Raw genomic sequence first — 12,258 nt, 5'->3', positions numbered from 1 at the left:
TCCCCTCTGGAAAATTCGACAAATATCAGCAAAATATCAAAGGCTTAGTGATGTCCTCCACATTCGATCAGGTCGCTACGATCATCGCTGAAACCTGCGACATCCCGCGCGACACGATCACGCCGGATAGCCATGCCATCGACGACCTCGGCATCGACAGCCTCGATTTCCTGGACATCGCGTTCGCGATCGACAAGCAGTTCGGTATCAAGCTGCCGCTGGAAAAGTGGACCCAGGAGGTCAACGACGGCAAGGCGACCACCGAGCAGTATTTCGTGCTGAAGAACCTGTGCGCCCGCATCGACGAACTGGTTGCGGCCAAGGGCGCGAGCGCGTAAGCGCGCGGTCATGCAACTCGAATATTTCCACATGATTGATCGCGTCGTCGACCTCAACATCGACGCGCAGACGATTGTCGTCGAGGCGCTGGTCCCGAAGGAGAGCACCATCTTCGAGGGGCACTTCCCGGGCTATCCCCTGATGCCCGGCGTGCTCCTGATCGAATCGATGGCGCAGGCCTCGGGCTGGCTTCAGCTCGGCGTGCTCAAGTTCGAGCGCATGCCGATCCTTGCCGCCGTCAAAGAAGCCAAGGTCCGCGGTTCGGTGTTCCCCGGCGATCTCATGAGCATCGAGGCGAGCCTTTCGCATCAAGGCTCGGGCTACGCGGTGACTGAGGCCAAGATCAAGGTCGGCGGCAAGCTGCGAGCGAATTCGACGTTGACCTTCACGCAGATTCCCTTCCCCAATGCGGATATGCGCTCCCACATGGACGCGGTCGCGAAACGCGTCGGCTTTCCGCAACAGGCCGTATCGCCATGACTGAGACTGCTTCGAAGCCCGGCCCGACGGAAGTCTGGATCACCGGCATTGGCCTTGCCACCTCGCTCGGCGAGGGCCTCGACGCCAACTGGGCCGCGCTTCAGGAGAAGCGCATCAATGTCGATGAGAAGGGCTTTGCGCCCTACATCGTGCATCCCCTGATGCCTGTTACCTACGACAGCCAGATACCCAAGAAGGGCGACCAGCGCCAGATGGAAGCTTGGCAGCGCATCGGCGTCTACGCCGCAGGCCTTGCGCTCGATTCCGCTGGCATCAAGGGCAACAAGGACATTCTGTCGAAGATCGACATGGTCGCCGCCGCCGGTGGCGGCGAGCGCGATCTCAACGTCGACACCGGCGTGCTCACGGCCGAGGCCAAGGGCGCCAACGCGCCCGGCTTCCTCAACGAACGCCTGATGAGCGATCTCAGGCCGACGCTGTTTTTGGCGCAGCTCTCCAACCTGCTCGCCGGCAACATCGCCATCGTCCACGGCATTGGCGGCACCTCGCGCACCTTCATGGGCGAAGAGGTGGCGGGCGCCGACGCCGCCCGCATCGCGCTTGCGCGCATCGCCTCGGGCGAGAGCGACATCGCGCTGATCGGCGGCTCGCATAATGGCGAGCGCAAGGACCTGATGGTCCTCTACGAATTCGGTGACTTCAACCTGAAGGACAAGTTCGCTCCGGTGTGGGCGCGCGAGGACCACGCCGGCTTCGCGCTCGGCTCGGCCGGCGCGTTTCTGGTGCTGGAATCGAAGGCGCATGCGGAAGCGCGTGGCGCAAAGCCGTTCGCAAAGCTGTCGAGCGTCGTCGCCGACCTCGCCCGCCGCAAGCAGCCCGGCGACATGGCCGCGACGCTCGAGAAGCTTTGGGCGAAGCTGCCGAAGCGCGACGGCAAGGGCGCGATCATATCCGGCGCGACCGGCGCGGAGCCCGCCACGAGCGAAGAGCGCGGCTTCCTGAAGGGCCACGCCGACTTCCCGGTGCGCTCGACCGGCACGATGTTCGGCCACACCATGGAAACGCAATTCCCGCTCGGCCTTGCACTCGCGGCGCTGTCGATCTCGCGCGGCGCGCTGTTTCCGCCGAACGATTCGACCGGGACCGAGATTGAAATGCAGGGCGCGCCCACCCAGATTGTGGTGGTGGGGGCCGGACACTGGCGCGGCGAAGGCATGGCGCTGGTCGAAGCAGTTTAGTTAGCTCTATCGGGGGATCGACATGACTGCACCACGCGACAAACTCGGGCGTCCCGTCGTCGTCGTCACCGGCATGGGCATCATGACCTCGCTCGGTAACGGCAAAGGCGACAATTGGGCGAAGCTCGTCGCCGGTGAATCCGGCATTCGCACCATCACGCGCTTTCCGGTCGACGGCCTGAAGACCACGATGGCCGGCACCGTGGATTTCGTCAGCGTCGATCCGTTCTCCTCCACCGGTCTGTCCGAGCGAATGGCCGAACTGGTGACGGAGGAAGCGCTCGCGCAGGCCGGCATCGGCGCCAAGGCTGATTTCCCGGGTCCCCTTTTCCTGGCGGTTGCGCCGGTCGAGGTCGAATGGCCGCAGCGTCGTGAGCTCGGCCGCGCCGTCGGCGCGCTCGACTTCACCTATGACGATCTGCTGCGCATCTCCGGCGGCGGCAAATACAGCGCCTATCATCACCGCTTCATGTTCGGCTCGGTCGCCGCCCACCTCGCCGAGACCTTCGGCACCAAGGGCTCGCCGATCTCGCTGTCGACAGCCTGCGCTTCGGGCGCGACCTCGATCCAGCTCGGCGTCGAGGCGATCCGCCGCGGCGAGACCGACGCCGCGCTGTGCGTGGCGACCGACGGCACCGTGAATCCGGAGGCGCTGGTGCGCTTCTCGCTGCTCTCGGCGCTGTCGACCCAGAACGATCCGCCGCAGGCAGCCTCCCGCCCCTTCTCCAAGAACCGCGACGGCTTTGTCATGGCCGAAGGCGCCGGCGCCCTCGTGCTGGAAAGCTATGAAGCCGCCACCGCGCGCGGCGCAAAAATCCTCGGCGTGATCGCCGGCTGCGGCGAGCTCACCGATTCCTTCCATCGCACCCGCTCGTCGCCCGACGGCAAGCCGATCATCGGCTGCATGAACAAGACGCTGGCCGATGCCGGCATGACGCCGGACCAGATCGACCACATCAACGCGCACGGCACCGCGACGCCCGAGAACGACAAGATGGAGTACAATACGACATCGGCGGTGTTCGGCGAGCTCGTGCAAAAGATTCCGGTCACCTCCAACAAGTCGATGGTCGGCCACACCATCTCGGCCGCAGGCGCGGTCGAGGCGATCTTCTCGCTGCTGACGCTGGAGCATCAGCGCATCCCGCCGACGATCAACTACGACAATCCGGATCCCACGATCCTGTTCGACGTCGTCGGCAACAAGGCGCGCGACGCCCGCGTCACCGCGGTGATGTCGAACTCGTTCGGCTTCGGCGGCCAGAACGCATCGCTGATCCTGACCCGCGAACCGGCCTGACCGGCCGCATGGCGCTGCTTCCTGCGAGGACGAAGGCCCGCGCGCGGGAGGTCGCCAAGTCGATCGGCGGCAGCCTGGTCGGCGCCGCGACCGTCGGCATGCTGCGCACCACGCGCTATTTCGATCCGGCCAAGACCTCGGACTTTTTCGCGCGCGTCACCAAGCTGATCGGGCCGCGCCTGCGCGAGCATCGGATCGGCCGCGCCAACCTCACAGCCGCCTTTCCGGAAAAGTCGCCCGAGGAGATCGAATCCATCTTGATGGGCGTGTGGGATAATCTCGGCCGCGTCGGCGCCGAATTCGCCCATATGGACCACGTCTGGGACTATGACCGCGATCATCCGGAAAACAGCCGGATCGAATTGCCCAAGCATAGCATCGAGCTGTTCGACCGCATCCGCGACGACGGCAAGCCGGCGCTGATCTTCGCAGCCCATCTGTCGAACTGGGAATTGCCTGCGCTCGCGGCGGTTGCGCATGGGCTCGACACGGCGATCCTCTACCGCCGGCCGAACATCGCGTCAGCCGACCGCATCATTCAGGAGATGCGCCAGGTCAACATGGGCACGCTGATTCCGGCGGGACGCGACGCGCCGCTACGGCTCGCGCAGGCGCTGAAGGACGGCAAGCACGTCGCCATGCTGATCGACCAGTATCTGACCGGCGGCGTCGAGGTTACCTTCTTCGGCCGCAAGACCCGCGCCAATCCGATGTTGGCGCGCCTCTTGCGTCAGGTCGATTGTCCCATCCATGGCGTCCGCATTATCCGCCTGCCCGGCAGCCGTTTCCGCGCCGAACTGACGGAAGAGATCCCGCCGGTGCGCGACGCCGACGGCAAGATCGACATCCAGGGCACGACCCAGGCAATCACGAACGTCGTAGAAGGCTGGGTCCGCGAGCATCCCGAGCAGTGGCTATGGCTGCATCGGAGATGGCGGTAGCGGTCGCAACTTTTCCGTCCTGGCCGCGCTTGTCCCGGCCGTCCAGCATCGCCACGCGGCAGGAAAGACGTGGATGCCCGGACAAGCCCGGGCATGACGACTGAGCAGGATGCGCGTCCGCTCCTCCCAACCCTCACCGTCCCGTCTTCACCTTGGTCCAGAGGCGGTTGATCACGCGCTGTATCGCCGGCTCACGCGCCGTGATGACGAACAGTTTTGAAAGCGTCGCCTCGTCCGGATAGATGTTCTTGTCGTTCAAAATTTTCGAGTCGACCAGCTTCTGGCTGGCGAGGTTGCCGTTGGCGTAGGACAGGAAGTCCGTGTTTTTGGCGGCCACGTCCGGTCGGTAGAGATAGTTGATCAGCTCGTAGGCTTCCTTGACGTTCTTGGCATCCGCGGGAATCGACAGATTGTCGAAGAACATCTGCGCGCCCTCTTTGGGAATCGCGTAGCCGATCTCGATGCCGCCTTTGGCTTCGGCGGCGCGGGCGCGGGCCTGCATGATGTCGCCGGACCAGCCGACCACGAAGCAGATCTCGCCGGTCGCGAGCGCGCTGAGATATTCGGACGAATGAAACTTGCGCACGGAGGGCCGAACCTTGGCGACGACATCGGCCGCCTTCTCAAGGTCCGCCTGCCTGGTCGAGTTCGGATCGAGCCCGAGATAATTCAGCGCCGCCGGAAAAATGTCGTCGGCGGAGTCGAGCATGTGGACGCCGCAGTCTTTGAATTTTGCCAAATTCTCCGGCTTGAACACGATGTCCCAGCTGTCGATCTTCGCGGCCGCTCCCAGAATCTGCTTCAGCTTCGCGACATTGTAGCCGATGCCGGTCGTGCCCCACATGTAGTTGGCGGCGTAGACATTGCCGGGATCGTAGATCGCGAGACGTTCGGTCACCACCGACCAGGCATTGGCAAGGTTCGGCAGCTTCGACTTGTCGAGCTTCTGGAAGATATTGGCCTTGATCTGGCGCTGGAGGAAATAAGCCGTCGGTACCACGACGTCATAGCCGGACTTACCGGCCATCAGGCGCGTCTCCAGCGTCTCGTTGGCATCAAACGTGTCGTAGACCACCTTGATGCCGGTCTCCCTGGTGAAGGCATCGAGGACGTCAGGCGCCACGTAGTTCGACCAGTTGTAGAAGTTGACGACCCGCTCTTCGGCCCCGGCGGGACCCGGGAGCCACGCCAGCGCCGCGGCGAACGCGAGACCAAGGCGAGCCCCTGAGCGGCTGACGTTCGTCATCTCCCTACCTCTTGCGCCTGCGCACCGCGTCCGACAGCCGCTCCAGCGCGGTGTCGAGCGTCTCGTCCTTCTTGGCAAAGCAGAAGCGCACCACCGAGGTCACGGGGGCCTGCTCGTAGAAGGCCGAGACCGGGATGGCCGCGACCTTGTAGTCCTTCACGATCCGCCAGCAGAACTCGGTGTCGCTCTCGTTAAGCCCGAGCGGCGACAGGTCGACGGTGAGGAAGTAGGTGCCCTGCGACTTCAGCACGGGGAAGCCGAGGCTCTCCAGCCCCTTGGCGAGGCGGTCTCTGCTCCGCGTCAGGTCCTTGCGCATTGACAGGAAATACTCGTCGGGCTTGCCGAGGCCGTAGGCGACGGCGGCCTGGAGGTTGGGCGCGGTGGTGAAGGTCAGGAACTGGTGCACCTTGGCGGCGACGCGCAGCAGCGGCGGCGCGGCGCAGACGAAGCCGATCTTCCAGCCCGTCAGCGAGAAGATCTTGCCGGCCGAGCCGACCTTGATGGTGCGATCGCGCATGCCGGGCATCGTGATCAGCGGGATGTGCTTGTGCTCGTCGAAGGTGACGTGCTCCCAGACCTCGTCGCAGATCGCGATGACGTCGAACTCCTGGCAGTAGCGCGCAAGCAGCTCGAGGTCTTCGCGCGGAAACACCACCGCGGACGGATTCAGGGGATTGTTGAAGAGCACCGCCTTGGTCTTTGAACTGAAGACGCTTTTCAGCATGTCCTCATTCAGCCGCCAATGCGGCGGCTCGAGCCGGACCAGGCGCGGAATGCCGCCGGCCTGGCGGATGATCGGCAGATAGGAATCGTACACCGGCTGGAAGCACACCACCTCGTCACCGGGCTGGACCACCGCGAGGATGGCCGAAGTCAGCGCCTCGGTGCCGCCGGAGGTCACCATCACCTCGCTCATCGGATCGAGCTTGAGGCCATGCCAATGGTCGTAGTGCGTGGCGACCGCCTGGCGCAGTTCCGGCAGGCCCATCATCGACGGGTACTGGTTGTAGCCGTTCAGCGATGCATCGGCCGCGGCGCGGCGGATGTCCTCAGGACCGGGATCGTCGGGAAAACCCTGGCCAAGATTGATGGCGGCGTTGTCGCGAGCGGCCTGCGACATCGCCTCGAAGATAGTGACGGGAAGGTCGGCGAAAACGTTGTTCAGGGACGAGCTCTTGGTCATCGGCCGGTCAGCCACCGACCTTGCTGGGAAGACCCGCCGCCTTCCAGCCCAGCATGCCGCCGGCCAGATGCTTGTCATACGGCAGGCCTGCCGCCTGCGCCGCGAGCGAGGCCGTGACCGAGCGTTTGCCCGAGCGGCAGGCGAACACGACCTCCTTGCCGGCGGGATCGGGGATCGCCTTGGGATCGAAGGTCGAGAGCGGCACGACGACACCGTAGGGATAGGCCTCGGCTTCCACCTCGTTCGGCTCGCGAACGTCGACGAGGAGATAGCGGCCCTCCGCGACACCCTTGGAGACCTCGTCCGGGGTCAGATCCTGTACTTGGTTTGCCATATCATCCTCCAACGTCGCAGCCGCATCCGGGGTGATCCCCGCGGGCGGCAACCTCGCCTCTCGGTGAGCGAAAATCAAGCGCTACAAAGGCTTGGGCTCATCCGTGCAAGTTAAAGTTAAATCGCAGCGACTTGAAATGCGACCTTCAAATGGCGGATCAGATCGTCGCTTTAGATCGTTACCTGGGTCCCGACCTCGACCACGCGACCGCTGGGGATCTGGAAATAGTCGGTGGCGTCGTTGGCGGAACGGCTGAGCGAGATGAACAGCCGGTCCTGCCAGCGCGGCATGCCGGAATGGGCGGCCGGCTTGAGCGCCCTCCGCGACAGGAAGAACGAGGTCGACATGATGTCGAACTGCCAGCCGAGCTTGCGGGCGATCGCCAGCGCCTTCGGCACGTTGGGCGATTCCATGAAGCCGAACTTCAGCGTCACTTTGGAGAAGGTCGGCGAGATCTGCTCCAGCCTCACCCGTTCGGCCGGATTGATGCGCGGGGTCTGCGCGGTCTCGATGGTGAGAATGACGTTCTTCTCATGCAGCACCTTGTAGTGCTTCAGACTATGCATCAGCGCGGTCGGGGCGCTGAGGGGATCGCTGGTCAGGAACACCGCGGTACCAGGTACGCGCTGCGGCGGCCGCTTCTCCAGCATCGCCACGAGGTCGGCGAGGGGGAATTCGAGCTTGCGCGACTTCTCGAACAACAGCCGGCTGCCGCGTCGCCACGTGTACATCAGGATGATCATGAGCGCGCCGAGCGCCAGCGGCACCCAGCCGCCCTCGAACACCTTGAGCAAATTGGCGGCCAGGAACGTGAGATCTAAGAACAGGAACGGCGCGATCAGGGCGGCAGCCGTGAACGGCGACCACTTCCAGACCTTCCAGATCACGACGAAACCCATCATCGCCGTGACGACCATGGTGCCCGTGACGGAGATGCCATAGGCCGAGGCCAGCGCGCTGGAGGAGCGGAACAAGAGCACCAGCAGCACCACCGCGAGCAGCAGGAGCTGGTTGATGCGCGGGATGAAGATCTGGCCCGAATGGGCTTCAGACGTATGGCGAATTTCAAAGCGCGGCAGCAGGCCGAGTTGGATCGCTTGGCGTGTCAGCGAATAGGCGCCGGTGATGACCGCCTGGCTCGCGATGACAGTTGCGGCGGTCGCCAGCACGACCATGCAGCCGCGGAAAAAGCCTTGCGGAAAGAGCTGGAAGAACGGGCTCACGATCGCACCGGGATCGCCGAGCACGAGGGCGCCCTGCCCCAGATAGTTCAGCGCCAGCGACGGCAGCACGATGGACAGCCAGGCGATCTGGATCGGCCGCTTGCCGAAATGGCCGAGGTCGGCATAGAGCGCCTCGGCACCGGTGACCGCCAGGAACACCGCGCCCAGCGTCACGAAGCCGATGATGCCATGGTGGAACATGAAGGACACGGCGTAGAGCGGGTTCAGCGCGTACAGCACCTGCGGCTGCTCGATGATCGGGTGGATCGCCGCTGCCGCGATGACCGCGAACCAGACGCACATAATCGGGCCGAAGAAGGCGGCGACGCGAGCTGTACCGCGGGACTGCACGGCGAACAGTCCGACCAGGATGATGATGGTCAGCGGTACTATGTAGGGCTCGAAGCGCAGCGTGACGTCCTTCATGCCTTCGATCGCCGACAGCACCGAGAGCGCCGGCGTAATCACGGCGTCGCCGTAGAACAGGGCGCCGGAAATGATGCCGAGCAGGACGATGGTGGCTCCGCCGGTGCCGACCGCACGCTGGGCCAGCGCCATCAGCGCCAGCGTGCCGCCCTCGCCGTTGTTGTCGGCGCGAAGCAGGATCACGACGTATTTGAGCGTCACCACCACGATGAGCGCCCACAGGATCAGTGAGAGCACGCCGAGCACGGCCGCTTGCGTCGGCACGCCCTCCACGCCGGAAGCCGCCATCACCGCCTCGCGGAACGCGTAGAGCGGGCTGGTGCCGATATCGCCATAGACGACGCCGATGCTGCCGAGCGTCAGCGCACCGAAACGGGCGGTCGTGTGGGCATCGCCATGCCCATTGGCCGCCACCGTTTCCGGGGCGGAAATCGCTAGGTCACTTGTCATGGGAGAGCCTGGTGGCCTCTAGAATGCTTCACTGCACAATGGCGGAAGGGCGCGCGGCTTATAGGCCTGCGCTATCGGCATAGCCTAGCCTGATTCTGGGCCTTAGCCATGCAATTCTGCATTGCTCAGCCGATCGCGTTCAAATGGTGACTTGGGTTCCGACTTCAACCACCCGCCCGGTGGGAATCTGGAAATAGTCGGTGGCGTCGTTGGCGGACCGGCTCAGCGCGATGAATAAATGGTCCTGCCAGAGCGGCATGCCGGACTGCGCCGACGCCTTCAGCGAGCGCCGCGACACGAAGAACGACGTCGACATGATGTCGAACTGCCAGCCCTGCTTGCGCGCGATCGCGAGCGCCTTGGGCACGTTCGGCTGCTCCATGTAACCGAAGCGCAGGCGGACCTTGAAGAACTTGTCGCTGATCTTCTCCATCCGGAAACGCTCGGACAGATCGACTCGCGGCATATGCGCGGTCTCGATCGTCAGGATCACGTTGTGCTCGTGCAGCACCTTGTTGTGCTTGAGATTGTGCAGCAGCGCGGTCGGCACGAAAGAGGGATCACTGGTCAGGAACACGGCGGTGCCCTTGACGATATGCGGCGGCCGCTTCTCCAGGCTGCGGATCAGATCGTCCAGCGGCACCTCGATCCGGCGCGTCTTCTGGATCAGTATCCCCGACCCTCGCCGCCAGGTCCAGATTGTCCCGGCCATGGCCACGCCGAACAACAGCGGCACCCAGGCGCCTTCGAGCAGCTTCAGAAGATTCGCGCTGAAAAAGCTCAGGTCGACCACGACAAAGGGCAGGATCACCACTGCGGCCGTCGCGGCGCGCCAGTTCCACAATTTCCAGATCACGATGAAACCCATGATGCCGTCGGCGACCATGGTGGTGGAGACCGCGATACCGTAGGCCGAAGCCAGATTGCTGGGGGTGTGGAACAACAGCACCAGCAGCATCACACCGATCAGGAGCAGCCGGTTTACGCGCGGCAGATAGATCTGGCCGGCGTGGGTTTCCGAGGTGAAGCGCACCTCAAAGCGCGGCAGGAGGCCGAGCTGCACAGCCTGATAGACCAGCGAATAGGCCCCCGTGATCACCGCCTGGCTCGCAATCACGGTCGCCGCGGTCGCAAGTCCGACCAGCGGCAGCACGAAATGCTCTGGCACCATGCGGTAGAACGAGTGCTCGATCGCGCTGGGATCGGACAGCACCAGCGCGCCCTGGCCGAAATAGTTGATCAGGAGCGAGGGCAGCACGAAGAACATCCAGGCCGACTGGATCGGCTTGCGGCCGAAATGGCCGAGATCTGCATAGAGCGCCTCGCCACCGGTCACAGCCAGGAACACGGCGCCCAGTGTCACCAAGCCGATCGTGCCATGCGACAGCAGGAATTGCAGCGCGTAATAGGGATTGATGGCAGCAAGCACCGACGGGTCGTCGGCGATGTGAATGATGCCGAGCACGGCAAGAACGGTGAACCAGATCACCATCACGGGGCCAAAGGCCGAGGCCACCAGTGCCGTCCCCTTGCTCTGGACAGCGAACAGCAGCGCCAGGATGAAGACGGTGAGCGGCACGACGTAGTGTTCAAACGCAGGCGTTGCGAGCTTCAGGCCCTCGACCGCCGACAGCACCGAGATTGCCGGCGTGATCATGGAATCGCCGATGAACATGGAAGCGCCGACCACGCCGAGCGCCATCAGGAACCAGCTCCGCCGCCCGAGCGCGCGCTGGCCGAGCGCCATCAGCGAAAGCGTGCCGCCCTCCCCGTTGTTGTCAGCGCGCAGCAGCAGCAGCACGTATTTGGCGGTGACGACGATCAGCAGCGCCCAGAGGATCAGCGAGAGCACGCCGAGCACCATGACCCGCGAGACCGGCGCGCCATGGGCCGCGCCCCGTACCGCCTCGTGAAATGCATAAAGCGGCGAGGTACCGATATCGCCGAAGACGACGCCGATGCTCCCGAGCGTCAGGCCCCAGAATCCCGAGGTAACTGGCGCGTCCTGGGGTTCGGTCGATGTGATGCTCGCCGTCATGAGAGACTAGAAACGCTTCTTCCCGAGAAATGATCCGGCGCCTTTTGACGGTTCCGGCGCGCTTGTCAAACGACACGCCACCTTAGCAGGCGCGGAGCCGAATGCTGTGACGGCGCAGCAACGGTCGTCGACGCGCGACGACATGCCTCAGGTAAGATCGTAGCGCAAGGGCTTGGAGCCTTTCCGTTTCAATCGCACCGGAACCGGCTCCAAATTCTGATTTCGACGCGTTTTCTTCGCGCGACCGGCGTCCCTTCGCTTGAAAGCGCCCTACGGCTTCAAATTCGGCGGCAGCGGCGGATCTTCGCGCATCAGGGTGATGGTCACCCGCCGGTTGGCCGCGAGCGAGGGATCGTCCGGAAACAGCGGCTGGGTGTCAGCCTTGCCGGCGACGGCGAAGACGTGCGCCGGCGGCAAGCCCTCGCGTTCGAGGATCTGGCGCACGGCGTTGGCGCGGTCGGCTGAAAGGTCGAAGGCGCCGTAGTCGCTGCGGGTCGGCACGAATCCAGCCGCGGTATGGCCGGCGATGGAGACGCGCAGCGGCGTCGCCTTGAGCGGGACAGCGAGCTTCTCGATCAGCCGGCGGGTGCGGTCATAGGGCACCTTGGAGCCGTCGGCGAACATCGAGCGGCCGTCCTGATCCACGATCTCGAGGTTGAGGCCCTGCTTGGTCTCTTCGAACATGATGTGCTTGGATATCTCGGTCAGTTCCGGCATGTCCTGCAAGGCTTGGCGCAGCGAAGCCGCCGCCAGCGCAAAATTGCGATCGACCTTGATCTTCGCTCCCGACGTGCGGTCATGATCCTCCTGGTCCGGCGTCGGCGTGTTGGAGGCGTCTTCAGGCTGAATGTGGTCGACGTTCTTCAGCCGCGCGCGGGTCGGCAGGCCGTCGGATTCGATGATGCCGGCGTAGCGCGCTTCGCTCTGGACGCCGAAGGCCTCGCGCATGGAGCCCGCGACGATCTTCAGCTTGTTGGAGTCCTGCGTGGAGAATGCGACCAGCATCACGAAAAACGCCAGCAGCAAGGCCATCAGATCGGCAAACGTCACGAACCAGCCATGGCCGCCATGTGCTTCTTCGCGTTTTTTCTTGGCCATG

11 protein-coding genes are annotated in these 12,258 nt (G+C 64.1%); 5 read left to right on the top strand and 6 right to left on the bottom strand.

The features are described from left to right. The first annotated feature begins 50 nt into the window (after nucleotides 1–50). The 5 genes from IVB27_RS31585 to IVB27_RS31565 are packed head-to-tail and all read left to right on the top strand — an operon-like array spanning nucleotide 51 to nucleotide 4,259. Nucleotides 51–338 (top strand): acyl carrier protein, encoded by a 288-nt coding sequence (locus IVB27_RS31585; RefSeq protein WP_007592476.1) that lies wholly within the window; start codon nucleotides 51–53, stop codon nucleotides 336–338. A gap of 10 nt (nucleotides 339–348) precedes the next feature. Then, on the top strand, nucleotides 349–819 hold the full coding sequence (locus IVB27_RS31580; RefSeq protein ID WP_247345514.1) for a 3-hydroxyacyl-ACP dehydratase FabZ family protein: 471 nt from the start codon (nucleotides 349–351) through the stop codon (nucleotides 817–819). Next, nucleotides 816–2,018 carry a beta-ketoacyl-ACP synthase gene (locus IVB27_RS31575; protein ID WP_247446723.1) on the top strand — a complete coding sequence of 401 codons (1,203 nt, stop codon included), beginning with the start codon at nucleotides 816–818 and terminating at the stop codon, nucleotides 2,016–2,018. The genes IVB27_RS31580 and IVB27_RS31575 overlap by 4 nt, the downstream gene beginning before the upstream one ends. Before the next feature lie 22 nt (nucleotides 2,019–2,040). After that, nucleotides 2,041–3,318: a beta-ketoacyl-ACP synthase gene (locus tag IVB27_RS31570; protein WP_247345509.1), complete on the top strand. Its 1,278-nt coding sequence runs from the start codon at nucleotides 2,041–2,043 to the stop codon at nucleotides 3,316–3,318. An 8-nt stretch (nucleotides 3,319–3,326) separates the two neighbouring features. Then, complete coding sequence (locus IVB27_RS31565) at nucleotides 3,327–4,259, top strand: lipid A biosynthesis lauroyl acyltransferase (protein ID WP_247446722.1); 933 nt, start codon at nucleotides 3,327–3,329, stop codon at nucleotides 4,257–4,259. 133 nt (nucleotides 4,260–4,392) lie between these two features. Here IVB27_RS31565 and IVB27_RS31560 read toward each other — a convergent pair whose 3' ends face one another. The 6 genes from IVB27_RS31560 to IVB27_RS31535 form a co-directional block, all read right to left on the bottom strand. Next, the gene (locus IVB27_RS31560) at nucleotides 4,393–5,505 is read right to left on the bottom strand and encodes a polyamine ABC transporter substrate-binding protein (protein WP_247446721.1); all 1,113 of its coding nucleotides are present in this window, start codon (nucleotides 5,503–5,505) and stop codon (nucleotides 4,393–4,395) included. A 4-nt stretch (nucleotides 5,506–5,509) separates the two neighbouring features. Then, entirely contained in the window at nucleotides 5,510–6,688 is a 1,179-nt protein-coding gene (locus IVB27_RS31555; protein ID WP_247446720.1) for an aminotransferase, read from the bottom strand. A 7-nt stretch (nucleotides 6,689–6,695) separates the two neighbouring features. Then, on the bottom strand, nucleotides 6,696–7,022 hold the full coding sequence (locus IVB27_RS31550; protein WP_015686918.1) for a rhodanese-like domain-containing protein: 327 nt from the start codon (nucleotides 7,020–7,022) through the stop codon (nucleotides 6,696–6,698). Between the two features lie 170 nt (nucleotides 7,023–7,192). Further along, nucleotides 7,193–9,121, bottom strand: a complete 1,929-nt coding sequence (locus IVB27_RS31545; protein ID WP_247446719.1) for a potassium transporter Kup — start codon at nucleotides 9,119–9,121, stop codon at nucleotides 7,193–7,195. A gap of 139 nt (nucleotides 9,122–9,260) precedes the next feature. Continuing rightward, nucleotides 9,261–11,159: a potassium transporter Kup gene (locus IVB27_RS31540; RefSeq protein ID WP_247345494.1), complete on the bottom strand. Its 1,899-nt coding sequence runs from the start codon at nucleotides 11,157–11,159 to the stop codon at nucleotides 9,261–9,263. A gap of 270 nt (nucleotides 11,160–11,429) precedes the next feature. Continuing rightward, nucleotides 11,430–12,257 (bottom strand): OmpA/MotB family protein, encoded by an 828-nt coding sequence (locus IVB27_RS31535; RefSeq protein WP_247345491.1) that lies wholly within the window; start codon nucleotides 12,255–12,257, stop codon nucleotides 11,430–11,432. Between the last annotated feature and the right edge of the window lies 1 nt (nucleotide 12,258).

Source organism: Bradyrhizobium sp. 197 (assembly GCF_023073375.1).
Lineage (GTDB): Bacteria > Pseudomonadota > Alphaproteobacteria > Rhizobiales > Xanthobacteraceae > Bradyrhizobium.
The sequence above is the reverse complement of the archived record's forward strand: the minus strand, read 5'-3'. Positions and strand labels throughout refer to the sequence as shown.

Excerpts from the sequence above, each read along its gene's own strand:
- IVB27_RS31585 (WP_007592476.1), top strand. The coding sequence starts at position 51 with ATGTCCTCCACATTCGATCAGGTCGCTACGATCATCGCTGAAACCTGC.
- IVB27_RS31580 (WP_247345514.1), top strand. The coding sequence starts at position 349 with ATGCAACTCGAATATTTCCACATGATTGATCGCGTCGTCGACCTCAAC.
- IVB27_RS31575 (WP_247446723.1), top strand. The coding sequence starts at position 816 with ATGACTGAGACTGCTTCGAAGCCCGGCCCGACGGAAGTCTGGATCACC.
- IVB27_RS31570 (WP_247345509.1), top strand. The coding sequence starts at position 2,041 with ATGACTGCACCACGCGACAAACTCGGGCGTCCCGTCGTCGTCGTCACC.
- IVB27_RS31565 (WP_247446722.1), top strand. The coding sequence starts at position 3,327 with ATGGCGCTGCTTCCTGCGAGGACGAAGGCCCGCGCGCGGGAGGTCGCC.
- IVB27_RS31560 (WP_247446721.1), bottom strand. The coding sequence starts at position 5,505 with ATGACGAACGTCAGCCGCTCAGGGGCTCGCCTTGGTCTCGCGTTCGCC.
- IVB27_RS31555 (WP_247446720.1), bottom strand. The coding sequence starts at position 6,688 with ATGACCAAGAGCTCGTCCCTGAACAACGTTTTCGCCGACCTTCCCGTC.
- IVB27_RS31550 (WP_015686918.1), bottom strand. The coding sequence starts at position 7,022 with ATGGCAAACCAAGTACAGGATCTGACCCCGGACGAGGTCTCCAAGGGT.
- IVB27_RS31545 (WP_247446719.1), bottom strand. The coding sequence starts at position 9,121 with ATGACAAGTGACCTAGCGATTTCCGCCCCGGAAACGGTGGCGGCCAAT.
- IVB27_RS31540 (WP_247345494.1), bottom strand. The coding sequence starts at position 11,159 with ATGACGGCGAGCATCACATCGACCGAACCCCAGGACGCGCCAGTTACC.
- IVB27_RS31535 (WP_247345491.1), bottom strand. The coding sequence starts at position 12,257 with ATGGCCAAGAAAAAACGCGAAGAAGCACATGGCGGCCATGGCTGGTTC.